Raw genomic sequence first — 24,192 nt, 5'->3', positions numbered from 1 at the left:
CTGCGTTATTGATTTTGAAAAGGGAATAACCATTACCCGCAATCAATGCCTTGCCTAAACGCGTGTAAATTCTTGCTGAAATCGAGCATCTTCAGGTTGTTTGGGTATATATACAGATAAGTTAGCTTTGATATTAGATTATTATCAAACATTAAAATAACAGTAGCAAAGGAGCTCGCAGTGAGTGGAATTTTATTAGGAATTAACATCGATCATATTGCCACTTTACGACAAGCTCGTGGCACAGAATATCCTGATCCCGTTCATGCCGCCGCAGTAGCGGAACACGCCGGTGCCGATGGTATTACAATTCATTTACGTGAAGACCGCCGACACATTGTCGACCGTGATGTCTATTTACTCGCAAAAACGTTAAAGACGAGAATGAATTTTGAGTTTGCTGTGACAGAAGAAATGATTTCAATTGCGTGTGATGTAAAACCAGCTTACGCATGTTTAGTTCCTGAAAAACGTGAGGAGTTGACTACTGAAGGTGGGTTAGATGTTGCAGGGCAATTAGATAAAATTACTTCAGCAGTAAATCGATTGGCAGCTAAAGGCATTAAAGTGTCTTTGTTCATTGATGCTGATAAAGCTCAAATAGATGCTGCTGTAGCTTCAGGCGCTCCATACATTGAAATCCACACGGGTTGTTATGCCGATGCGGAAACGGATGCAGAACAAGCTCAAGAGTTAGCTCGTATCACAGAGATGGCTAAGTATGCTCATAGCAAAGGTTTAATCGTCAATGCAGGGCATGGCTTGCATTACCATAACGTTAAACCAATTGCGGCAATACCTGAATTATATGAGTTAAATATTGGCCATGCCGTTATTGCAAGAGCAGCCATTGATGGTTTAGCTGTTGCAGTAAAAGACATGAAGCAACTAATGCAAGAAGGTCGTAGAGGCGAGTAATGGCCATTAAGGGATTAGGGACAGATATTGTCGAGATTGCTCGTATTGAGCAGCAACATTCACGCTTGGGGGATAAACTTGCTAAGCGAGTATTAACGCCTGTGGAGCTCGAGATTTATCAGGACTCTACAATCCCACATCGATATCTTGCTAAGCGCTTCTCGGCAAAAGAAGCAGCTGCTAAAGCGTTAGGCACTGGCATAGGGCGCGGCGTTTCTTTTCAGCATATTCACATCAGTAATAATGAAAATGGCGCCCCTCAAGTGAGTTTTACTGACGGCGCATTAGCAAGAATGACAGAACTTGGAGCTACATCTGCCCATATTACTATTGCTGATGAGCAGCACTATGCAGTATCGACTGTCATAATCGAATCATAATTTTTATATTATATCGTTATTTAAAGGCGCTGCGGCGCCTTTTTGTTTTTATAACTCAGTAAGCTCGGTATTCACATTTTGATAATTTATTCGAATGAAGGGGCAATTTAGTCTAGAGCTTGAGCTCCATAGTTGAAGTAAGGTAAGTTAATAGGGTGTTACATAATAAAGTTACATCATAAAAATAATAAGGACTCAAAAATGAAAACGGCTGTGGAACAACTCGCCACTTACAAAAGTGTGCATCTAAACCCCAAAAATATTAAAACTCACTTTGTAGGCGTGCCATTAATTATATGGTCTGTTTTCTTGCTACTTAACTTGATCCCGGTAAATTTTGTCTTTCTAGCTGAAGATGGCTTTAAAGTTAATATCGCGACGATACTTGCTGTTGGTACTTTGGTTTATTATTTTCTGCTACATAAGGGCTTAGCATTTGGGCTGACAATTTTTATCATTCCAGTACTTATTACTTCATCTATGGCTGCCTCGATGAGTAATGCTTGGATGTTGGGTGTTGGGGTGTTTTTTATTGGTTGGGTAATTCAATTCATTGGCCATAAATATGAAAAAGCGAAACCTGCATTTATTGATGATTTGAATCAACTATTAATAGGTCCGTTCTTTTTAATGGCTGAACTGTATTTTATGTTGGGACTGAATAAGAACTTAGAGCAAGAAATCACACCTATCGCGCGTGATAAAAGAAGAGCATTAGAAGCTAAAAGAAGACAAGCTGCTTAGTTTAACCGCCATAGCTCTATACCAATCAGAACAAGAATATGGTCATTCATATTGGTTAAAATCGCTTATAACTTCGTTAGATATTTTGTAGGTAGAGCAACTAGCTAGCTGAAATTCCTGCCTTGTTCTAAGCGATTATTCCTACGCAATATCTGATCATTTATTTATTCCGATGGTATCAGAAGGTAAAAATAGAAACTTAAAAGGCGCATTTAGCGCCTTTTTAATATGAATGTTTTAACTCGTTAACATCTACTCAGCAGCTTCTTCGGCTTCATCTTCTATTGAGCCTGGAATCACTTTCACTGTTTTAATCATGTTATCTGAGACTTCAATCACTTCGATTTGATAATGGTCAATACTTAAGTGTGTGCCCGCATCTGGAATATCTTCTAAGTGTTCAATGATTAAGCCATTGAGTGTTTTGGGACCTTCGGTAGAAAAGCTCCACTTCATTTCTTTGTTCAAATCACGAATGTTAATAGTGGCATCAATGACGAAACTTCCATCTTGTTGCACATCAATATCTTCGCTAGCAGTGGTTATCATCGAGGTGGTAAAGTCACCAACAATTTCTTCAAGGATATCTTCTAAAGTCACTAAACCTTGGATATCCCCATACTCATCAACCACTAAGCCAAAGCGCTCTTTATTTTGCTGGAAGTTTGACAACTGGACTGTAAGGGGAGTGCCCTCAGGAATAAAGTACAGTTCTTTTACTGCGCGCAGTAACGAAGATTTACTGAACTCTTCTTTTGAGCGAAGTCGGAGTGCATCACGAAGATGAATAAAGCCCACAGCATCATCTATGTTATCTCGATAAACCAATACTCGAGTATGTGGGCTTTGGGTAACTTGTTTATTAATCAGTTTGAATTCGTCATTGACGTTGATTGCGTAGATATCAGAGCGAGGGATCATAATATCTTCAACGGTGACCTTTTCTAAGTCGAGAATAGACAGCAGCATTTCTTGATGTCGTTGTGGAATTAATGCACCAGCTTCATGGACTACGGTGCGCAGTTCTTCCTGACTTAACGCATCATTGACACTGATATTTTTAATGCCTAATAAGCGTAAAAAGCCAGATGTAATCAGGTTAATGACTTTAACTAACGGCCATAACACAGAAAGTAGGCCGCGAAGTAAGAAGCTAGATGGAAAAGCGATGCGTTCAGGGTGAAGCGCTGCAACGGTTTTAGGAGTAACTTCTGCAAAAATTAACACCACTAACGTCAGCACACCAGTTGCAATTGCGACACCCATATCGCCAAATAAACGCATGCCAATGATGGTGGCAATGGCTGAGGCTAAAATATTGACTAAGTTATTGCCAATTAAAATTAAGCCAATCAATCTATCGGGTCTTTCTAGCATTTTTAATGCGCGTTGTGCACCTTTATGCCCACTTGCAGCAAGGTGACGTAGACGGTAGCGGTTTAACGTCATCATCGCAGTCTCTGAACCAGAAAAGTAGGCAGAGATCAGGATTAACACCAAAAGTGAGAGAAGGAGTGCGCTGGTAGAAATGGCGTCCAAAAAGGGCTCCAGTAGAATGAGTAAAAATTACAGTAAAAAAAGACGAATGATGAGTATCAATCATTCGTCATGAGTGTCAAGTCTGGAAGGGATTAACTTTCCAGAGTTGTAGTTTATCTTAAAATGATTTCAGTCACGATTCGAGCGCCAAAATAAGCTAGAGATAATAATGTAGCGCCTAATAGTGTGTAGATAACGGCAGTGCGAACACGGCAACCAATGGTGTAGTTTTGCCAAAGCATAGCGGCATAAACTAACCAAGCTAAAATTGATAAAATTGCCTTATGGCCTTTACCGTCTTCAAACATATCTTCTAAAAACACAAAACCTGTGATTAATGAAAGCGTCAGTAAGATCATGCCGATAGTGACTAAATGAAAAAGTTGTTTTTCAACTGTCATTAAAGGCGGCATACCTGGGCTCATCATGGTTTTCTTGTTTTTAAGCTTATTTTGAATCAATAACAATTGAATCGCATAGAGCGCGGCAATCATTAATGCACTGTAAGCCATAAGAGAAAGCACGATATGAGCTAAAATCTCTGGATGTATATCAAAGTGGATGATGTACTGAGGCGGGATTAACCACAAGACTGCGACAGAGATAACTGAGCAAGCATAGACCACAGGAACCACGACAATCACTTTTAAGCGATGCATGATAATGGTAAAGCTGAATGCGATAATCCAGTTAACCAATGATATAACATTGGTTAAACTAAAATTCTGTCCATCTACGGTGAAAATTGTTTGCGAAAGCGCGATGCCGTGAAGCACAACAGCAATAGATGCAAAAATTGCCACCAATTTACGATTCGGACCATCTGCATGGAATAATCGACTGGTTACTAGCACAAGTGCAATGCAATAAAACAACATAGCCGAAGCTGAAAAAATGACCATCTGGAATAAACCTATCAAGTTATGAGTGCAGGTTGTTTTTAAAAATAAAATCAGCACATCTATATTTATCTTAGATTAACATGAACCTTACCCATTAGGGCAGTGACCCAAGACTCAAAATTTAACAGTTTCCACCATTTAACTCCAAATAATTTACGAATAATGATCGATATCAATAGACAGGCTTCAGGCTAATCTCGCATCTTGAAACAGTTTGGGTATAATAGGCGCCAATTATCGAATCGTTTAAGGTAAACAGCAGAGCATGTTTGAGAATCTAACCGACAGACTGTCACGAACCCTCAAGAATATTAGTGGGCGTGGTCGCTTAACCGAAGACAACATTAAAGAAACCTTACGTGAAGTGCGCATGGCACTACTTGAGGCTGATGTTGCTTTGCCCGTTGTACGCCAATTTGTCAACAGCGTAAAAGAACGTGCAGTCGGTCAAGAAGTCTCTAAAAGTTTAAGTCCAGGACAAGCATTCATTAAGATTGTCCAAAATGAACTTGAAAAAGCGATGGGCGAAGCTAATGAAGCATTAGACTTAGCAAGCCAACCTCCTGCAGTATTAATGATGGCGGGTTTGCAAGGGGCGGGTAAAACGACCAGTGTTGCAAAACTGGCTAAGTTTTTACGTGAGCGTGAGAAAAAATCTGTCTTAGTTGTAAGTGCCGATGTTTATCGTCCTGCAGCGATTAAGCAATTGGAAACCTTGGCAGAAGAAGTCGAAGTCGAGTTTTTCCCATCAGATGTCAGCCAAAAGCCAATTGATATCGCTACAGCAGCTATTGCCCATGCTAAATTAAAGTTCATTGATGTTGTTATCGTCGATACTGCAGGTCGCTTGCATGTTGATGAAGCCATGATGGATGAGATTAAAGATCTCCACGCAGCAGTCACGCCTGTTGAAACTTTATTTGTTGTTGATGCTATGACAGGTCAAGATGCGGCAAATACAGCAAAATCATTTAACGAAGCTTTACCTTTAACTGGTGTGATTTTAACTAAGGTTGATGGTGATGCTCGTGGTGGTGCTGCGTTATCAATACGCAACATTACTGGTAAACCAATTAAGTTCTTAGGTGTTGGTGAAAAAACTGACGCGTTAGAGCCTTTCCACCCTGAACGTATCGCTTCACGTATTCTTGGTATGGGTGACGTATTGTCACTGATTGAAGAAGTAGAGCGTGGTGTTGATAAAGATAAAGCCATGAAGCTTGCTTCAAAGGTGAAATCAGGTGGTGGATTTGATCTTGAAGATTTTCGTGAACAACTGCAGCAAATGAAAAATATGGGCGGCATGATGGGCATGATTGAAAAGCTACCAGGAGTAGGGCAACTTCCTCCAGAGGCTTTAGCTCAGGTTCAAGATGGCAAGATGACCAATCAAATGGAAGCTATCATCAATTCAATGACGCCTGGCGAACGCCAACGTCCTGACATTATTAAAGGGTCGCGCAAGCGCCGTATTGCATTAGGTTCAGGTACACAGATTCAAGACGTTAACCGTTTATTGAAGCAGTTTACCCAAATGCAAAAAATGATGAAAAAGATGTCAGGTAAAGGTGGCATGAAGAAAATGATGCGTAGCATGGGCGGAATGATGCCTCCTGGAATGAAATTTCCAGGGCGTTAATACGCTTTAAAACTTCAAAAAATTTATCAACTTCAGTCCGTAAGACTGATTCTCAACTATGCGGCCATTGTCTCTTTGGTTTTTAAAACAACGGATTTGGTTGCAATAGTTGAAAAATCAGGTAAAATCTTGCGGCTTTCTCTGGGGCCCTTCGCGAACACGGAGTCCCAGTTTTTATTTTTGCTTACTAGCAAATCATTAGAGGAATAAAACGCATGGTTACCATTCGTTTAGCTCGTGGCGGCGCAAAAAAGCGTCCATTTTACAATATCGTTGTTGCTGATAGCCGCAATGCTCGTGACGGTCGTTTCATCGAACGTGTTGGTTTTTTCAATCCTTTAGCTAAAGGCCAAGAAGAAACTCTACGTTTAGATCTTGATCGTGTTGAACACTGGGTTGCTACTGGTGCAGCAACTTCAGAACGCGTAGCGAAATTGATCAAAGACGCTCGTAAAGCTGTTGCTTAATAGCGTTAAGGTATAAATAGATGAGTAGTAACCAACAACCAATCGTACTAGGCAAAATTGGCTCTAGTCATGGTATTAAAGGTTGGATGAAAATCACTTCTTATACCGATTCTGTTGAAGGTATTTTTGATTATTCACCTTGGTTCATTAAAGAACAAGGCGAATGGCGTGAAGTAAAAGTCGCTCAGTGGCGTTTTCAAGGTAAAGCACTTGTTGCTTGTCTTGAAGGTATAGATACACGTGAGGATGCGCAACAACTTACAAATTGTGAGATTGCAATTCAGGCTGACCAAATTAAAGACTTGTCAGAAGATGAATTCTACTGGCGAGACTTGATTGGTTGTACTGTGACCAATACTAAAGGCTACAACATGGGTGAAGTTGAACAGATCGTGGAAACAGGATCTAACGACGTACTTCTTGTTAAAGCTAACGTAAAAGATGCATTCGGCAAAGCGGAACGTATGATCCCCTTTGTCCCTGAGCAGTTCGTCCTTGAGGTGAACGTGCAAAGTAAACAGATATTAGTGGATTGGGATCCAGACTTTTAAGTCGAGGTACAACATATGTGGTTAGGGGTTGTAACCCTGTTTCCTGAGATGTTTCGTGCTGTTACAGACTTTGGAGTGACGGGTCGAGCCGTTAAAAACGGCCTGTTAGAGTTGCAAACGTGGAATCCTCGTGATTTCACACATGATCGACATAATACTGTTGATGACCGTCCTTACGGTGGTGGTCCAGGAATGTTGATGATGGTGCAACCGTTACGCGATGCTATTCATGCGGCGAAAGCTGCGGCAGGTGACGGTGCGAAAGTGATTTATTTATCACCTCAAGGACGCAAGCTGGATCAGCAAGGCGTTAGTGAGTTAAGTAAATCATCTAGTTTGGTATTGGTATGTGGTCGATACGAAGGTGTTGACGAACGTATTATCCAATCTGAAGTTGATGAAGAGTGGTCAATTGGTGATTATGTGCTTTCGGGCGGAGAACTACCAGCGATGACTTTAATCGATTCAGTTGCAAGACTAGTACCTGGTGTATTAGGAAAGCAAGCGTCAGCAGAGCAAGACTCTTTCTCTGATGGCTTATTGGATTGCCCACACTATACTCGCCCTGAAAACTTAGATGGTGTCGGTGTACCAGCAGTGTTATTAAGCGGTGACCACGAAAAAATTAGACTCTGGCGGTTGCAACAAAGTCTTGGTAGGACTTTTTTGAGACGACCAGAATTATTTGAAAATCTAGCTCTGACTGGCGAACAAAAGACTCTTTTAGCAGAGTTTGTTAAAAATATGGACAAGCCTGTTTAGTCGAAGCTCAGTTAATCCTAGAACGGAGTAAGTTATGAACAATATCATTAAAATGCTCAACGATGAGCAAATGAAAACTGACGTACCTGAATTTGGTGCTGGTGATACAGTAGTAGTTCAAGTACGTGTTAAAGAAGGTGAAAAAGAGCGTCTACAGGCGTTTGAAGGTGTGGTAATCGCTAAGCGTAACCGTGGTCTTCACTCTGCATTCACTGTACGTAAAATCTCTAATGGCGAAGGTGTTGAGCGTGGTTTCCAAACTCACAGTCCACTAGTAGCTAGCATCGAAGTTAAGCGTCGCGGCCGTGTTCGTCGTGCTAAGCTTTACTACCTACGCGAGCGTTCAGGTAAGTCTGCACGTATCCGTGAGAAGTTGGCAACTAAGTAATAGTTACCCGCTTGAAAAATTAGATGCAGTGTTCGCACAACAACCCGCCTATATGGCGGGTTTTTGTTTATTTGAAGAAAATAAAATTTATTGGTTGCTAACACTGATTGAAAAAGGCATAGTTAGCTCAAGTTTGTAATGGTGTAGCGTTACGCTAGTATTTGGGCGTAATGTTTGAAAGTGATTATTAGCGGTAAACCGATAAGAAGTGAGTAATGAGCATGCAGCAAGATACGATTAATAACGTCCATATTAGTTCTGAAAAAGTGTTGGTGACCCCAGCAGAGTTAAAAAAAGAGTTACCGTTATCTGATCATGCTTATCAGTATATTTTAGATGCACGCCAAACAGTGGCGGACATTGTTCACAAGCGAGATAACCGCGTATTGATCGTAACCGGTCCTTGCTCTATCCATGATATCGATGCCGCTAAAGAATACGCGTTGAAACTTAAGAAACTTCATGATGAATTAAGTGGCGAGTTTTACATTTTAATGCGAGTGTACTTCGAAAAGCCACGTACCACGGTAGGCTGGAAAGGTCTTATTAATGATCCTGACATGAATGAGTCTTTTGATGTTGAGAAAGGCTTGAGAATGGCACGTGAGTTAATGATTTGGCTTGCTGAGCTTGAATTACCTGTGGCAACCGAAGCACTAGATCCAATCAGTCCACAATACATGTCAGAGTTAGTAACTTGGTCAGCTATTGGTGCACGTACAACTGAGTCGCAAACTCACCGCGAAATGGCATCTGGCTTATCAATGCCGGTAGGTTTCAAAAATGGTACAGATGGCAAACTAGATGTGGCTATTAACGCACTAAAGTCAGCTGCCAGCAGTCATCGCTTTATGGGGATTAACCAACAAGGGCAAGTATCATTACTGCAAACTGCAGGTAACCCTGATGGTCATGTGATTCTACGTGGTGGTAAAACACCAAACTATGACGCAGAAAGTGTCGCGACTTGTGAAGAGCAATTACACAATGCCAAATTGAATGCTAGATTAATCATTGATTGTAGTCATGGTAATTCATCGAAAGACTATACAAGACAGACCATAGTTTGCGAGGATGTATTCCAGCAAATTAATAATGGTAATCGCTCGGTGATCGGTGTCATGCTGGAAAGTCATTTAAATGAGGGTAATCAATCTTCTGATAAGCCTTTACCTGAACTTGCTTACGGCGTTTCTGTTACTGATTCATGTATTAATTGGGCTACAACAGAGTCACTACTGCGTCGTAATGCAGATTTATTAAAAACAGTATTACCGAATCGCTTTGCTGATTAAAAAGTAAGACGTGCGATAGATGGATATAAGCTATGAATGAAAAAACCACATTAGATTTAGAAAACTTACGAGACCTAATTGATGGCGTTGACCAACAATTATTAAATTTACTCCGTAAGCGTCTCGATCTTGTTGCGCAAGTCGGTACGGTAAAACATGCTGCAGGCGTCCCAATTTATGCGCCTCAGCGTGAAGCTTCAATGCTGGCAAAGCGTCGTAAAGAAGCTAGCGAAATGGATATTTCGCCTCAGTTAATCGAAGACATTTTAAGACGTTTGATGCGTGAATCGTACTTAAATGAAAAGGATGTGGGCTTTAAACAAGTTAAAACTGACCTTGGCCATATTGTAATTGTAGGCGGTGAAGGGCAATTAGGTGGTTTATTCAGCCAAATGCTGACGCTTTCAGGCTATCAGGTCAAAAGCTTAGATAAAGACGATTGGCACAGAGCCGATGAGTTATTTGATGGTGCTGGAATGGTTATTGTCACCGTACCTATCAATGTGACTTGCGAACTCATTCGAAGCAAGTTAAACAATTTACCTGATCATTGCATTTTAGCGGACTTAACTTCTATTAAGTCAGAACCTCTTAACGCAATGCTAGAAGCGCACAATGGCCCTGTTGTAGGGTTACATCCTATGTTTGGCCCAGACGTTGGCAGTTTGGCAAAACAAGTGGTAGTGGTGTGTGATGGGCGTGACACGCAAGCATACCAATGGTTTTTAGAGCAAATAACCATTTGGGGCGCTCGTATCGTTAATGAAGATGCAGAACGTCACGACAAAGCGATGCAGCTAGTGCAAGCCATGCGACATTTCTCAAGCTTTGTTTATGGTGTGAATCTTTGTAAAGAAGAAGCGGATATAGAAAGCTTATTACAATTCAGTTCGCCGATTTACCGCTTAGAGTTAGCTATGGTAGGACGTTTGTTTGCTCAAGATCCTGAGCTTTATGCCGATATCATATTTGCACAAGAAGGCAGCCAAGTGGCTATTAGTGACTACCTTGATAATTATCGTGATGCATTGGATTTATTAAAAAGCGGTAATCGTGATGCGTTTGTAGCGCAATTTAGAGATGTTGCTAAATGGTTTGGTGATTTTGCGCCGCAATTTCAACACGAAAGTAGGGCAATGCTCCAGTCTGTCAATGATATGAAGACCAATTAGAGCAATTTTTCGGGTTAACACTGCAAAAGATTGCGTAATGGCAAATCTAGGATTATTGTTATAAGGGAGTTGCGAATAGTAACTCCCTTAATTTTAACGTAATAGGAGTGAAATCTGATGACAGAAACTGAGGTTTATACCGCAGAAGATTTATCACTCGGGCATTTTTTGTATGCATTAATGAGCGCATTTCCGCTGTTTTTTTTACCTGTATTTTTTAGTTTAATCATTAATATCTCACAAACCAATATTGCTTCGCGTTCTTTATTATCCTCTCATTTACGCTGGCAACGAAACAGTATTACTGGGCTAATTCCTTTATTGATTATTGGCTATTTTATTCCACAGCTTTGGTTAAGCGTACCAGTATTCTTGTTTGCATTACTCTGGTTCAGTTACCGCATTTTTAAAGGTTGGTTAGGTCTAAATGACAGTGTCAGTATGTATTGATATCAATGAGTCACTTGGGTTCTTTTAGGTAAAGCATAGAGCTATTTAAAGTAACAAAAAACCGAACTAATCAGTTCGGTTTTTTGTTTTAAGCTTTTGTTGGCAAATTTTTAAAGCGCTAATTTTTACTGAAAGCGCAACAGTATCACTGATGTAATTGATGCAGCAGTTCAGCTTGAGTGTCATTACACGTCAACTGCTTCTCATTAATGATGACTCCGCTTGCGCCAAGCTGCTTTATGGCATTTGCTTGTTGTTTTATTAATTTTTCTTCTACTGCATAGCTAATATTACCTAAGACAGGTAAATGGCTTTCAGCAATCACTTCAATTAGTCCTGCAAGATCAAGTGCCAGTTGCTCAGGCTTATTAAAGCTTCTAATTCCTGCTTCAATTAGAATCAATTGTTGATTACCTTGGGATAAGATCTTATTGGCAGCGGCTAACCAATCAGTGGTACTGGCCATGGTATTACGCTCTAATAAAACAGGCGTAGTAACCGAACCCGCTAAGGTCAGTAACTCATCGTTGTACATCTCTTTGCCAGCAATATAAACCATGTCTGTGACTTTAACGGTCTCATTAAATTCATTGACTGAATCAACCTGTACCGAGCTTGTCAAACCTGCTTGTGCGATTAAATGACAATAATCTTTTAACTCTGCTGCGTTTAAATTAGCTGATGCTGGGTTATCCAATAACACTGCTTGAAAGCCAGCTTCTTTAATCTGTTTAACTTTGCCAGCAAATACATCTGCGGCCATTGGCAGAGTTAATTGCTGAATTGCTGCGAAGTCTTCTCCGCCCACCTTAAACTGATTAATTTCAATTTGAGTGTGTTGCTGACGGTATAGCTTTGAATACTTTGGTGCATCTTCATCTTGTGAAGGAGCTGTTACCACTTCTTTTGAACTGATAGGTTCGATGAGCAGTTGGCTGTTATTCAACTGAGTAGGTTTGACTGTTTCACAAGGGTAGCAACCTAACACCTTTATAAAGCGAGTTAGACGTTCTAGTTCTTTTAAAGCTTGTTGGAGCTCGCTTGTTGCCAAATTAGCATCTACGTCTAAATAAAACATCTCTTCCCAAGGAGTGCCTGGAATTGGACGTGATTCAAGCTTGCTCATATTGATATTATGGGCTTTTAAAACAAGTAATGTTTCTACGAGGGCACCTGGTTTTTGACCCGTAGCCATAATTAGCGTGGTTTTAGCAGGTAACTGAGAAGGTACTGCTACTGCCTTTCTTGCAACAACAATAAAGCGACTTTGATTAATTTTTTGATTCGCCAAGCCAGTTTCTGCTGCATTTAATTGATATAAAGCTCCGCCTTCAGCACTGCCGATGGCAGCGACGCTGTCATCATCAGCATCAATTACTTTTTGCATGGCTTCTGCACTGCTCGAGCAATATGCGAGTGTAAGGTTAGGATGCTGTGATAGCCAATGGCTACATTGACTAATAGGCTGCGGGTGGGCAAATACTGTTGTGATGCCATCTAAACCTGCACCATTCTTAGTGAGTAAACAATGGCCGACTTCAATCGTCGTTTCGCCTACAATTGATAGCGAGGTATGTTGAAGAACATCGTAAACTTCGTTGATTGAACCTGAAGAGGTATTTTCAATAGGTAAGAATCCGAGATCAGCATGGCCAAGCTCAACAGATTTAATGATTTCATCGAAACTTTGGCATCCTAAGTCAACCATTTCAACTTGACGACGTTGACAGAAGCGACTGGCAGCTAAGTACGAATATGAACCACGCGCACCTAAATAGGCAATGGTGGATTGTTGCTGCTGTATTTCAGGGTTTGCTCTGCCATGTAAATAGGCTTGCTGGTTGAGTACAGAGTCTTCAATAATGCTTTGATACAGTGAAATAACAAAATGCGCATCCAAACCGTGTTCACGGCCTTGTTCAACTAGTCTTGCTAATAATTCTTTTTCTCTTTGAGTGTCACGTATAGGTCTAACATCGACCTCTTTACTACGAGCCACATCTAAACTTAAGTCACGTCGTTTAGATAATAAAGACAGTAGTTCTTTATCTAAGGCGGTGATCTGTTTGCGGGTTTGGTTTAACTCTGGCGCTTTGTTCATATTTGCCTCAATGACGACTACTTAGCTGACATACCTGTTTAACAGATAGGATTTAAAAATTAATAATAAAAAGCCCCCCAAGTGGGAGGCTTCAAATTTCATTTTCGTTTTTACACAAAAAATCCGCCTCAATATGGGGGCTGCATAAAAAAGAAAATAAAATCGTTGTAGGTAAATGTTTTCATCACATTAAAACTAAAGGGCTGAAGGGAATGTGTCAATCGAATTATGCTGAAGATTGCTCATAATCTGTTGTATTGCGTAGGGTGAGAAAGTATTTAAGCTTAACTGACAAATGTGAAGCATTAAAAAGCGCATCCGAGGATGCGCTCTTGGTTAAACGTTAAATAAATCGTCAAGCTGCGGTTTCCTCCTTATAGTCATACTCGAAGTCATCATTCGTTTCAGCTGTTGGCGAAACGTGACGTTGAGCTTGGGGTTTATGGGTCAGGCGATTTAGCTGTTTCTCCAGCTTTTTACCCATTGCAGTAATTGCTGCGTAAAGGTTCTCGTTTTTCGCCTGGGCAAATAATTCTCCACTTGGCAAGCCTACTGATGACTCAATCTTAAAGAGCTGCTTTTCCTGAGTAATGATAACGTGTGGGTTTATTAATTGAATATCGTGTCGTGTTAACTTTTCAAACTGTCCTTCGATGCGTTCAAGAATAGGTGCAGTGACTTCAAGTTGCTTGCTAGTGATTTTCAGCATATTTCGAACCTTCTGTTGTTTGCTTGAGTTCAGATTACCAAGCTTACAGACAAAAATCGTGATCTAAATCACATTTTGGTGGCTGTTTTAGTCTGTTTGATTCTTATTTGATCGCTTAGACAAAATGGACAAAAAAGTCTCCAAATTTACTTGTAATATCGATTTATTAAGCTCATATTGGAATGGATAACACTGCATGTGAACTATAAATTTCAGTTCATTTTGGCTGTAAAATAGCCTGTCACTTCACTCCAAACGCGCTGTATATTACTTGAATATTCTTTCTACGATCTAAATTACAGCCTAAATCCTTGCTTAATTTTTTATGTACTTTGTAAAAACAAATTCTGAGTAGAGGATCTAATACTGTATCAAATCTACCTCGCTTAATTCATTTTTCACTTTAGTCTTGAATAACGGGCATTCACTTGTAAAAGGCTGCGTTTTTGCACAGATTAATTACCTATCTTTACTTTTCTCCCCTACCAGAGGTAGTTGGGTACCTTTATAATCGATATTAAGTACAATCTATCAATTATCATTTCTTAAAAATTTTACGGCGAATAATATGAGTATAGAACAAAAAAAAATTAAGGTATGGGACATACCCACTCGTTTATTTCATTGGCTCACAGTTGGGTTGTTATTTTCACTGTGGTGGACTGCTGATAGCGGTGAAATGGAGTGGCATCAAATATGTGCCTATAGCTTTATGGTATTGATTATTTCAAGACTTTTATGGGGGGTTGTTGGCAGTGAGACTTCACGTTTTACAGATTTTGTTGCCGGTCCTAAAAAAGTACTGAACTACCTAACGGGTAAGCAAGATTCGACCGTTGTTGGCCATAACCCTCTTGGAGGCTATATGGTTTTGTTTATGCTAACGGTTTTAAGCTTACAGTTATTTAGCGGTTTATTTTCTAGTGATGATATTTTTACTGAAGGCCCTTTATATTCAATGGTGTCTTCAGATGTAGGTGCATGGTTTACTTGGCTACATAAAGTCAACTTCAATGTGATTTTAGGTTGTATTTTATTGCATGTATCTGTCATTTTGCTTTATGCAATTAAGGGGAACAACTTAGTGTCGGCCATGGTTTCTGGTAATAAAAAGCTTACCGAAGAAGAGTACAAAAAGTTATCAAAAGAACCTAAAATGACCTCGTCACTTTTAGCTATTGTGATAGTTGCTTTGATTGGTTTAGTGATCGGTTATTGGTTAATTGCACCAATAGTGGCGTATTTATAACTAGCATGCTTTAATTTTTAAGCATAAATAGATGACGCAAAAACATATTACTTCTGAACAATTAAGAAAGCCCACTTGTTAGTGGGCTTCTATTTAGTGATACAATATCTATCGAATCACCAAAAACTAAGGACAATGATTAGTCTTTTTTGTACATATCATGGCAACCTTTACAGCTTTTTCCTGTATTTCCAAAAGCTTGTTTAATTTGCTTTTTGTCACCAGTTTGAGCAGCAATATTTAACTTAGCTGCATTCTCCTGGAATGTGGTCATCTTGCTATCAAAATCAGCTTTGTTGCTCCAAATTTTTGCAAGTGCTTCTGTATCACCTTTGTCTGAACCATCGATGAAACCTTCATGAGGTATCTTTGATAGTGCGTCAAGGTTTGCAGCGCGAGTTTGAAACACAGTTAAGTCAAAATCCTTTTTACCTTTTAACATTGCGCCCATGTCACCAAATTGATAACGGATCAGGCTAAACCCTGATTTACGGTAATCAATTGCATCATCAGCATCCTCAAAGTTATGTGCATTTACCGATGGGACGAGTAGTGCGCTCGCAGCGATTGCAAAAATTATGCTTTTCATAAGTTTTCTCTTATTTTTTAATTATATGACAGGTGGTGTAAGTCACATTTTACACATAATTTTGAACTGAGTGCGAGACTTGTTTGTGTGTATTTGTAAGGAAAATTGAGAAAAAGCTAAAAATTTAATTAAATGCAGATTTACTTTTTGCTGAATAAGAAAAATTGGTACACTTTGTACTGTTGAGGCATTACTAAAAGAGAGTGTTATGCGAGCAAATTGGGATTCTGTTGTAGAAAAAGTACTAAGCTATCCAAATTCTGATGAATTGGGCATTTTGTTCCAGTTACTGTTAACTGAAGAAGAGCGAAGTGCAGTCGCTGGTCGATTGAAAGTGTTTCAGTTATTACTAGAAGGCGATTTAAGCCAACGACAAATCTCAGCTGATTATCAAGTGAGTATTGCCACTATTACACGTTGCTCAAATTACTTGAAAAATATGCAACCAGAGCAGAAACAAAAAATCCAACATTTACTGTTGGATTAGTGTGGTTAAAGACAAGTCGTTATTTTGAAATCAGATATTAATTAAACTTTGCTCTAGCTTGAACGCGAGGAATTTTATGGTGGCGATAGCTTATTCTTCTCATTAGAACGTAAGTTCCATAGGTGAATAGACAAATTGCAATAACGACACCTGAGTCTCTAGGAAGAAAACGTAAAATTAATCCGGCTGACATGATGTATATAAATGGCAGGTAACCATAAATTGATTCAGGCAGTATGCCGTCAATTCGTTTTCTCTTACGGTCTGTTCTTCGGTTTTTTGAGCGTTGATTCCAAATGTGCGCACCGTAAAAAAATACCAGCAGTGAAGCTATTATGGCGTACGGTTCTTTGAGCAAGGCAACGCTACCTGCACCCACAACCATATAAGTGAAAGGCAAAATCTCATAAATCGGTTTAATTAACATAAGCACTCCGTCGCTTGTGATTAATCATGAGTAAGTATCTTCAGGTTAAGTCTATAACCTCAGCAGTAGCTTACTATGGTTTACTTCAAGTGCACTCCTGATAAATCCAGGGGTTGGTATTGGCTGAATCTGTATCTTTAACTTTTGTAAATACTAGGGCATGTTGATCTTTGCTGGTTAAGTTTTGTTCGAAATAAAAGCGTTTTAATTGAGGCGGATGGATTGATGCCTAGTCATCTAAGCAAGATTCATCCAACAAAGAGTAAAACGCTTTTAGTCGAACCCTTTGGGCAGCGTTTGTTGGCGATTTATACTGCGTTATCGACTTTTTATGTAGAATAACTACACCATAAAGTCTCTGCCTTGTATAAATGGCCAACAATTCGCTGCAAAAACAACCTTAAAAAATCAACAGGCCCTAATCAACTAATATGAATAATAACTCAAAACAAATACGTTACCCAAGAATTTGGCTAACTTATCTTTGAATTCAAACTTTAGGTTTAGTATTAAATCGCTAAGTCATTGAATTAAGCAATCGTGCTTAATTATCCTTATTGATTAATGACAGCCACAGCCGCCGTTACCGTCACAACCAGGCTTTTCAGTGTCACATTGTTCATGCTCGTGAGCATGGTCGTGACCACATCCACCAGCTGCATGAACATGGCCATGTGCAACTTCTTCAGCGGTCGCTTCGCGAACGTCCATAACTTCAACACTGAAGTTTAAGGCTTGACCTGCTAAAGGATGGTTACCATCAACTACGACTACAGTATCTTTTACTTCAGTCACTTGAACTGGACGTTGGCCCATTTCTGTTTCAGCAATAAAACGCATACCAGGAACGATATCTTCAACATCACCGAAAGCTTCTAGAGGAACTTCTTGTTTAAGGCCTTCGTGGTATTCGCCGTAAGCAAATTCAGTAGGAATGTTGGTATCAAACTTATCACCAGTTACTTTACCTTCAAGCTCGGTTTCTAAACCAGGGATTAGGCCTTCAGTACCATGAAGATAAACCATAGGCTCAGCTTCAAATGAACTTTCGATTAGCTGTCCATCTTGGTCTTTTAAACGGTAGTGAATAGTCACTGCTGAATGTTTTGTGATTTTCATAACGACTCCAATTCATAATGTGGCGGCATGATAATACTTTTTGTTATGGGGGGAAATGATTTGTATCAGCTTTTGCTTATTCAATCACATGTTTTGGAAATTCAGTTAGATGAGTCAATTTCATCTAGGAATAAAAAAGCAACTCGATAAAAATGCTAAATAATAAGGGTTAGCCGATTTTTTAGCTCTAAAGCTTATGTTTATGCTGTTTGTGTTTTAAATTTAGCCTAATTTGTTTTTAATATACTGTTTTATAGAGCTTTTTAATTTTAAGGGGAACTTCCCTTACGTTAACGTAAACATAGCTTTCGCTCCTTATACTCTGCTAATTTTGTATAAAATATGAAGTTTAGGCTGTTTTAACGCTAATTTAGATTGATGCGGAATATGTGCTTTAAAATAAAGCTATGCTAAGGGGTTGACAACAGACATGTAAAAAAGCAATTCTATTATTAATTCAAAACAAGTACATAAAAAATAGTCGAGTGTCATGATGAAAATCCAGTTCCACGTTGTAGCTACCATTATTACAACCACCACAATTAATATTGTGGGGGCGGGCTGAGTACACCCTAAAGAATTTTTACAACAAGCCCGCTTCCCACAAAGAAGCGGGCTTTTTGTTTTCAGGCTTTAAAAAATATATCGATTTTAAATTTAACTTAGCGCTAGCGAGTAAAGGGAGTAGAAAATGAAAGTAATGAAATTTGGTGGGACCTCGTTAGCCAATTGGCAACGCTTTTTGATGGCGGCAGATATCATTGAACAATCTGCTAAGTCGGAATCCATTGCAACTGTGTTATCGGCGCCTGCAACTGTCACAAATGGATTACTTGAGCTTGTCGATTTAGCTCAGAAGGGTGAAGATTATTCTGCTGTATTGAATCATATTGAAAATGTGTTCAACGGCTTGTTTGATCAAGCTGCTGAGCAATTAATTTCACAACAACAAAAGAGCCTGTTAGAAAACAAGCTGGCCGCACAGTTGGTTGATTGGAACGACAAACTTACAGGGATTAAATTACTCAATGAATGTCCAGATCATGTACAAGCACAGGTAGTCGTGTCTGGTGAACGTTTATCTGCTGCATTGATGGAGCAAGTGATGTTAGCTAAATCACTTTCAGCTGCCCAGTTTGATCCTACTCAGTTATTTTTAGCCCACGGTAAAGCACTAGAGTCAATCGTTGATATCAGTGTCAGTAAGCCTAGATTTGCAGCGCTCGCATTAGATGAAGCGCGAGTGTGGATCATGCCAGGTTTTACTGCAGCAAATGATCAAGGTAAAACCGTAACATTAGGTCGCAACGGTTCTGATTACTCTGCAGCTGTATTAGCCGCCTGCTTGGATGCATCGAGCTGTGAAATTTGGACCGATGTAGATGGTGTTTATAATACTGACCCTCGGGTTGTGACTGATGCAAAACTGTTAGAGCAACTTAGCTATCAAGAAGCAATGGAGCTGTCATATTTTGGCGCTAAAGTCCTGCACCCAAAGACAATCGCACCTATCGCTCAGTATCATATCCCTTGTTACATCAAAAACAGCTTTAATCCTTCTGCGCCTGGTACTTTGGTATCTAATGAAGTGGATAAAACTGGCCTACAAGTTAAAGCCATTTCGAATTTAGATAATCAAACCATGTTTAATATTTCAGGCCCAGGCATGAAAGGCATGGTGGGAATGGCAAGTCGTACACTTGAAGCCATATCTAGAAGCGGTATCTCTGTCTCCTTAATCACCCAAAGTTCTTCTGAATACAGCATCAGCTTTTGTGTTAACACTGATGAAGCAGAAAAAGCTAAGCAGGCACTTGAACTTGAATTTGAATTGGAAATTCAATCGGAATTGCTTGAGCCAATCGAATTAAGACAAGATTTAGCCATCGTGTCGTTAATTGGCGACGGGATGAAAACCCATAAAGGTGCTGCTGCGAAGTTCTTCAGCGCACTTGCTAAAGCAAGCGTTAATATTGTTGCGATTGCTCAAGGTTCATCAGAACGTTCTATTTCAACAGTCATTCAGCAGCGTAAAACTAAACACGCTATTAGTGCATGTCATCAAGCCTTCTTCGATGTACAGCAATATCTGGATGTGTTTTTAGTCGGAGCGGGTAATGTTGGCGCAGGGCTGTTGGAGCAAATCAAACAGCAATCGGCAATGTTAAAAGAGCAACATATCACCATGAGAGTTTGTGGCGTTGCTAACTCTCGTAAAATGCTGTTAAACAGTGATGGTGTTGATTTAACTAATTGGCAATCATTACTGGCTGACTGTGATACACAATATGATTTATCTGAACTATTTAATTGGGGCAAAGAGCAGCAATTGCTTAACCCTGTGTTAGTTGATTGTACTTCAAGTGAACTCGTTTCAGACAGATATGTCGATGCAATGAATGCTGGTTTCCATGTGGTCACGCCTAACAAGAAAGCCAATACTCGTGATTATCAGTACTATCAGCAACTTCGTACTACAGCGCTTTTACAACGTCGTCAGTTTTTATATGAGACAACAGTAGGAGCAGGTCTTCCGGTTATTGATAATTTGAAAAAATTACTTTATGCAGGTGATAAACTACAACGCTTTAACGGTATTTTGTCGGGATCGCTTTCTTATATATTTGGTATGTTAGATGAAGGCATGAGCTTATCTGAAGCAACATCAATCGCTCGCGAAAAATGTTTCACTGAACCCGATCCTCGTGAAGATTTAAGTGGAATGGATGTCGCACGTAAAGTGTTAATTCTAGCCCGTGAAGTGGGCATGGAATTAGAACTTGAAGATATCAATGTAGAATCTGTATTACCTAGCTCATTTGATGATTCAGGGGATATCGATACCTTTATGAGTAATCTTCCTAAACTTGATGCTGAAGTCGGCGCTAGAGTTGAAGCTGCAAAGGCTGAAGGAAAAGTACTTAGATACGTCGGGCAAATTGAATCAGGTAAATGCTATGTTCGCATTGCCGAAGTGGATGCAAGCGATCCTTTATATAGTGTTAAAGGCGGTGAGAATGCGCTGGCTTTTTACAGTCGTTATTATCAGCCAATCCCATTTGTATTAAGGGGTTATGGTGCAGGTACCGATGTGACTGCAGCTGGGGCATTTGCCGATGTATTAAGAACACTTAACTGGACTCGTGAGGTAGGACTATGAGCATAACGGTTTATGCACCAGCCTCGATGGGAAATGTCGGAGTTGGCTATGATTTACTTGGCGCAGCTCTTGCGCCAATTGATGGCAGCTTATTAGGTGATAGAGTGATGATAGAGGCGGCATCAAGTGGCGTACATTACTCTCAAACAGGTCCTTGGGCGCACAAATTGCCTGATGATGGTAAACAAAATATTGTTTACCAATGTGCAGAGTTTTTTCTAGAAAAGCTAAACAGCTCTGAAGGTGTGGCGATTGGATTAGAAAAGAATCTTCCTGTAGGAAGCGGCTTAGGTTCAAGCGCAAGCTCTGTTGTTGCAGCCTTATACGCACTGAATGAACACTTTGAGCGACCTTTTGATGAACAAGCTCTATTGCTGCTAATGGGTGAGTTTGAAGGCATGATCTCTGGCAGCGTGCACTTTGATAATGTGGCGCCGTGTTATTTAGGTGGCATGCAATTAATGCTTAATACGCCTAAAAAAGTCTGTGCGACTATCCCAAGTTTTAAGCAATGGTATTGGGTGGTTGCTTACCCAGGTATTTCATTGTCGACCGCCAAAATGCGTGAGCTGCTACCCAGTCAATATGACAAGTCGGTGGCGATTGATTTCGCCCGCCATTTAAGTGCTTTTGTTCATGCAAGCTATCAGCAAGATTCTGAGCTCGCGATATCGGTACTAAAGGATGTGATGGCTGAGCCATATCGCGCGGACGCAATACCTGGTTACACAGAAGCGAAAAGCGAACTTGAAAAAATAGGTATGTTAACCACGGGAATTTCTGGCAGTGGTCCTACGCTTTTTTCTGTTACTGACTCACTTGAAACAGCACAAGCTGCTCAAGCGTGGTTAGAGCAACATTATTTATCTCAGGCTGGTGGTTTTGCCCATGTCTGTAAGCTGGATGAGTCTGGTACTCGTCGGGTTTAACTCTGAATTATTTTTATTAAGGCGTTAACAATGGAATTATATAATTTAAAGCACCCATCACAAGTGGTGAGTTTCAGCGAAGCAGTGCAATTAGGCTTAGGAAAAGATAGAGGTCTATTTTTCCCGAAATCGATCCCTGTTCTTGAAAATATGGATGAACTATTAGCACTTCCTTTTGCCGCTCGAAGTAAACGTATTTTAGGGGCGTGGTTGGCAAGCGAAATTGGTCAAGCAAATGTCGATAAACTAGTTGATAACGCTTTTACCTTTGAAGCCCCATTAGTTAAAGCGGATGAAAAGCGTGCCTGTTTAGAATTATTTCATGGCCCGACATTAGCCTTTAAAGATTTCGGCGCACGCTTTATGGCGCAGTGTGTCAATTTACTTGCAGGCGATAAGAAGCTCACGATTTTAACGGCTACCTCAGGCGATACTGGCGCAGCAGTGGCAGATGCATTTTATGGTTTAGATGCCGTTCAAGTGGTTGTGATGTACCCGAAAGGAAAAATCAGTGAACTGCAGGAGAAAATGTTTACCACTTTAGGTAAGAACATTCACACCGTTGCCGTCACTTCTGATTTTGATGACTGCCAAACACTGGTTAAGCAAGCTTTTGATGACAGCGATGTCCGTGACGGTTTGCATTTAAACTCGGCTAACTCTATCAATATAAGTCGCTTATTGGCACAAATCTGTTACTACTTTGAAGCGGTAGCACAAGCTAAAGAAAGTAGTGACGATGAGATTGTTATATCAGTACCGAGTGGCAACTTTGGTAATTTAACGGCAGGTTTGTTTGCTAAAGCTATGGGCCTACCTGTTAAACGCTTTATTGCTGCAACAAATTCAAATGATACTGTACCACGTTATTTGTCAGCAGGTGATTGGGCGCCTAATACAACCGTGGCAACGATGTCTAATGCAATGGATGTATCCGAACCATCAAATTGGCCACGTGTTGAAGCAATTTGTGAAGCCATGGGGTGGCCATTATCTTCAATCACAGGTTTAGCGTTAACAGAAGCGCAAACCTCTGCGTCGCTGAGTGAGTTATATAAGCTTGGTTATCAATCAGAACCTCACGCTGCTATTGCTGCTCAGGCGTTATCTGATGAGCTTAAAGAAGGGGAGACGGGAATATTCTTAGGCACTGCTCATCCTGCTAAATTTAAAGATGTGGTAGATGCACAATTAAACATAAGTCTGCCTTTACCCGCTGAGCTCGAGGCGGTAGTGAATAAGCCAATTTTATCAGCTGAACTTGCAGCAGACTTTGATCAGCTTAAAGCACATTTATTTAAAACCTTAGCTTAGGTTGATGATTAGAACTGTTATTTTTTAAAGCACCTTAGGGTGCTTTTTTATTGTTTATAATTCATTTGATCTTGTTTTAAATAGCTTTTTTTGTAATTTGGAATTTTATGATCTTCGTCATAACATCATTAATACGACTAGTGTAGATTGGATATATTCAATGTTTGCTTAATCTTTATACATGAAGGAATGGTGATAATGGATAAGATGATACTGAAAAGACTTATGAACGATCATAAGCATATTGCTATTTTACTTAATGTGTTAGCGAAGAAAAATACTAAGCTTGCGGAAGGTGAAGCGGTAAATTTTGCACTGATAAGAGATGTGGTTGAGTATATGCAAGTTTATGCTGAGCATAGTCACCATCCATTAGAAGACATTACCTACGATTACTTTGTAAAGAAGTTTTCTACTCCTTGTGATACCCAGTTACATGAAGAGCATAGTCGACTTGCTGAGTATTCAGGTGCCTTAATGTATAGCCTGAATTTAATACTATCAGATGTTGTCATTTCCAGAGAGAAACTGGTGAGCGATTTACAAGCTTATGTCGATATACAGCAAAAGCACATGCAGTATGAAGAGAGTGAGTTATTTCCTTTGTTTGCCAAACAACTCGATCAGGATGATTGGCTGACGATTAAATCGCAATGCGATAAGCAATTAGTGGAAGACCCACTATTTAGCGATAATGATGAGACGATATTTGAAGATCTGAAACATCATATCTCACAGGTAGATAAAAAATAATTTAACATTCCAGAGACAAAAAGAGCGCCTATGGCGCTCTCAGACTGCTGACAAAGCCCTAGACATTCGTCTAGGGCTTTGATCTAATAGAAGTACAGATAATAACCAAGTTTATCATCATGCTTCGAGAGCCTAGTCCACAACAATA

24 protein-coding genes and 1 other annotated feature are annotated in these 24,192 nt (G+C 39.9%); of the genes, 17 read left to right on the top strand and 7 right to left on the bottom strand.

Annotated elements, in window-relative coordinates:
• Positions 1-180: 180 nt before the first annotated feature.
• The 3 genes from pdxJ (at position 181) to L2735_RS18365 (ending at position 2,042) form a co-directional block, all read left to right on the top strand.
• Positions 181-918, top strand: coding sequence for a pyridoxine 5'-phosphate synthase (gene pdxJ, locus L2735_RS18375; protein WP_248986090.1), 738 nt, complete (start codon positions 181-183; stop codon positions 916-918).
• A complete protein-coding gene (acpS, locus tag L2735_RS18370) occupies positions 918-1,298 on the top strand; it encodes a holo-ACP synthase (RefSeq protein WP_248986089.1) in 381 nt (126 codons plus the stop codon). The genes pdxJ and acpS overlap by 1 nt, the downstream gene beginning before the upstream one ends.
• A gap of 201 nt (positions 1,299-1,499) precedes the next feature.
• Positions 1,500-2,042 (top strand): Mpo1 family 2-hydroxy fatty acid dioxygenase, encoded by a 543-nt coding sequence (locus tag L2735_RS18365; RefSeq protein WP_248986088.1) that lies wholly within the window; start codon positions 1,500-1,502, stop codon positions 2,040-2,042.
• A gap of 252 nt (positions 2,043-2,294) precedes the next feature.
• Here L2735_RS18365 and L2735_RS18360 read toward each other — a convergent pair whose 3' ends face one another.
• Positions 2,295-3,581 (bottom strand): HlyC/CorC family transporter, encoded by a 1,287-nt coding sequence (locus L2735_RS18360; RefSeq protein ID WP_248986087.1) that lies wholly within the window; start codon positions 3,579-3,581, stop codon positions 2,295-2,297.
• Positions 3,582-3,694: 113 nt separating this feature from the next.
• Positions 3,695-4,483: a cytochrome C assembly family protein gene (locus L2735_RS18355; protein ID WP_248986086.1), complete on the bottom strand. Its 789-nt coding sequence runs from the start codon at positions 4,481-4,483 to the stop codon at positions 3,695-3,697.
• Positions 4,484-4,748: 265 nt separating this feature from the next.
• On the opposite strand from L2735_RS18355, the gene ffh reads away from it, so the two are divergent.
• From ffh to L2735_RS18315, 8 genes are all read left to right on the top strand, one after another.
• Positions 4,749-6,122, top strand: coding sequence for a signal recognition particle protein (gene ffh, locus L2735_RS18350; protein ID WP_153914082.1), 1,374 nt, complete (start codon positions 4,749-4,751; stop codon positions 6,120-6,122).
• A 215-nt stretch (positions 6,123-6,337) separates the two neighbouring features.
• Positions 6,338-6,589, top strand: coding sequence for a 30S ribosomal protein S16 (gene rpsP, locus L2735_RS18345; RefSeq protein ID WP_248986085.1), 252 nt, complete (start codon positions 6,338-6,340; stop codon positions 6,587-6,589).
• Positions 6,590-6,609: 20 nt separating this feature from the next.
• Positions 6,610-7,140: a ribosome maturation factor RimM gene (gene rimM / locus L2735_RS18340; protein ID WP_220753592.1), complete on the top strand. Its 531-nt coding sequence runs from the start codon at positions 6,610-6,612 to the stop codon at positions 7,138-7,140.
• Between the two features lie 15 nt (positions 7,141-7,155).
• Entirely contained in the window at positions 7,156-7,902 is a 747-nt protein-coding gene (trmD, locus tag L2735_RS18335) for a tRNA (guanosine(37)-N1)-methyltransferase TrmD (protein WP_153914085.1), read from the top strand.
• Positions 7,903-7,936: 34 nt separating this feature from the next.
• Positions 7,937-8,290, top strand: a complete 354-nt coding sequence (gene rplS / locus L2735_RS18330) for a 50S ribosomal protein L19 (protein WP_055025610.1) — start codon at positions 7,937-7,939, stop codon at positions 8,288-8,290.
• Between the two features lie 221 nt (positions 8,291-8,511).
• The gene (locus tag L2735_RS18325) at positions 8,512-9,585 is read left to right on the top strand and encodes a 3-deoxy-7-phosphoheptulonate synthase (protein WP_283104702.1); all 1,074 of its coding nucleotides are present in this window, start codon (positions 8,512-8,514) and stop codon (positions 9,583-9,585) included.
• Positions 9,586-9,617: 32 nt separating this feature from the next.
• A complete protein-coding gene (gene tyrA / locus L2735_RS18320) occupies positions 9,618-10,757 on the top strand; it encodes a bifunctional chorismate mutase/prephenate dehydrogenase (protein WP_248986083.1) in 1,140 nt (379 codons plus the stop codon).
• Positions 10,758-10,874: 117 nt separating this feature from the next.
• Positions 10,875-11,207, top strand: coding sequence for a VIT1/CCC1 transporter family protein (locus tag L2735_RS18315; protein WP_248986082.1), 333 nt, complete (start codon positions 10,875-10,877; stop codon positions 11,205-11,207).
• Positions 11,208-11,352: 145 nt separating this feature from the next.
• Here the strand turns inward: L2735_RS18315 and L2735_RS18310 are convergent, their stop codons facing one another.
• Both L2735_RS18310 and hpf read right to left on the bottom strand, forming a co-directional pair.
• Positions 11,353-13,308 carry a chorismate mutase gene (locus L2735_RS18310; protein WP_248986081.1) on the bottom strand — a complete coding sequence of 652 codons (1,956 nt, stop codon included), beginning with the start codon at positions 13,306-13,308 and terminating at the stop codon, positions 11,353-11,355.
• Positions 13,309-13,372: 64 nt separating this feature from the next.
• Positions 13,373-13,486, bottom strand: a sequence feature (Phe leader region).
• Positions 13,487-13,663: 177 nt separating this feature from the next.
• Positions 13,664-14,017, bottom strand: a complete 354-nt coding sequence (gene hpf, locus L2735_RS18305) for a ribosome hibernation-promoting factor, HPF/YfiA family (RefSeq protein WP_248986080.1) — start codon at positions 14,015-14,017, stop codon at positions 13,664-13,666.
• A gap of 568 nt (positions 14,018-14,585) precedes the next feature.
• Between hpf and L2735_RS18300 the strand changes: the two genes are divergently transcribed.
• On the top strand, positions 14,586-15,266 hold the full coding sequence (locus L2735_RS18300) for a cytochrome b/b6 domain-containing protein (RefSeq protein WP_248986079.1): 681 nt from the start codon (positions 14,586-14,588) through the stop codon (positions 15,264-15,266).
• Between the two features lie 139 nt (positions 15,267-15,405).
• Here L2735_RS18300 and L2735_RS18295 read toward each other — a convergent pair whose 3' ends face one another.
• Positions 15,406-15,855, bottom strand: coding sequence for a c-type cytochrome (locus L2735_RS18295; protein ID WP_248986078.1), 450 nt, complete (start codon positions 15,853-15,855; stop codon positions 15,406-15,408).
• A gap of 208 nt (positions 15,856-16,063) precedes the next feature.
• Here L2735_RS18295 and trpR point away from each other — a divergent pair, with 208 nt between their 5' ends.
• Positions 16,064-16,342, top strand: a complete 279-nt coding sequence (gene trpR / locus L2735_RS18290) for a trp operon repressor (protein WP_248986077.1) — start codon at positions 16,064-16,066, stop codon at positions 16,340-16,342.
• A gap of 37 nt (positions 16,343-16,379) precedes the next feature.
• Here trpR and L2735_RS18285 read toward each other — a convergent pair whose 3' ends face one another.
• Both L2735_RS18285 and slyD read right to left on the bottom strand, forming a co-directional pair.
• On the bottom strand, positions 16,380-16,769 hold the full coding sequence (locus L2735_RS18285) for a hypothetical protein (RefSeq protein WP_248986076.1): 390 nt from the start codon (positions 16,767-16,769) through the stop codon (positions 16,380-16,382).
• A 561-nt stretch (positions 16,770-17,330) separates the two neighbouring features.
• A complete protein-coding gene (slyD, locus tag L2735_RS18275; protein WP_248986075.1) occupies positions 17,331-17,888 on the bottom strand; it encodes a peptidylprolyl isomerase in 558 nt (185 codons plus the stop codon).
• A gap of 691 nt (positions 17,889-18,579) precedes the next feature.
• Between slyD and thrA the strand changes: the two genes are divergently transcribed.
• The 4 genes from thrA to L2735_RS18255 all read left to right on the top strand — a co-directional run bounded on the left by thrA (position 18,580) and on the right by L2735_RS18255 (position 24,044).
• Positions 18,580-21,048: a bifunctional aspartate kinase/homoserine dehydrogenase I gene (gene thrA, locus L2735_RS18270; RefSeq protein ID WP_248986074.1), complete on the top strand. Its 2,469-nt coding sequence runs from the start codon at positions 18,580-18,582 to the stop codon at positions 21,046-21,048.
• Positions 21,045-21,977, top strand: a complete 933-nt coding sequence (gene thrB / locus L2735_RS18265; RefSeq protein WP_248986073.1) for a homoserine kinase — start codon at positions 21,045-21,047, stop codon at positions 21,975-21,977. Before thrA ends, thrB begins: the two co-directional genes overlap by 4 nt.
• 30 nt (positions 21,978-22,007) lie before the next feature.
• Positions 22,008-23,291, top strand: a complete 1,284-nt coding sequence (gene thrC / locus L2735_RS18260) for a threonine synthase (protein WP_248986072.1) — start codon at positions 22,008-22,010, stop codon at positions 23,289-23,291.
• 210 nt (positions 23,292-23,501) lie between these two features.
• On the top strand, positions 23,502-24,044 hold the full coding sequence (locus L2735_RS18255; protein ID WP_248986091.1) for a hemerythrin domain-containing protein: 543 nt from the start codon (positions 23,502-23,504) through the stop codon (positions 24,042-24,044).
• Positions 24,045-24,192: the final 148 nt, after the last annotated feature.

The sequence above is a fragment of the Shewanella olleyana genome (genome assembly GCF_023283825.1).
GTDB classification, from domain to species: Bacteria; Pseudomonadota; Gammaproteobacteria; order Enterobacterales; family Shewanellaceae; genus Shewanella; species Shewanella olleyana.
Note: the sequence above shows the minus strand (reverse complement) of the source record. Positions and strands in the feature narration are given on the sequence as shown.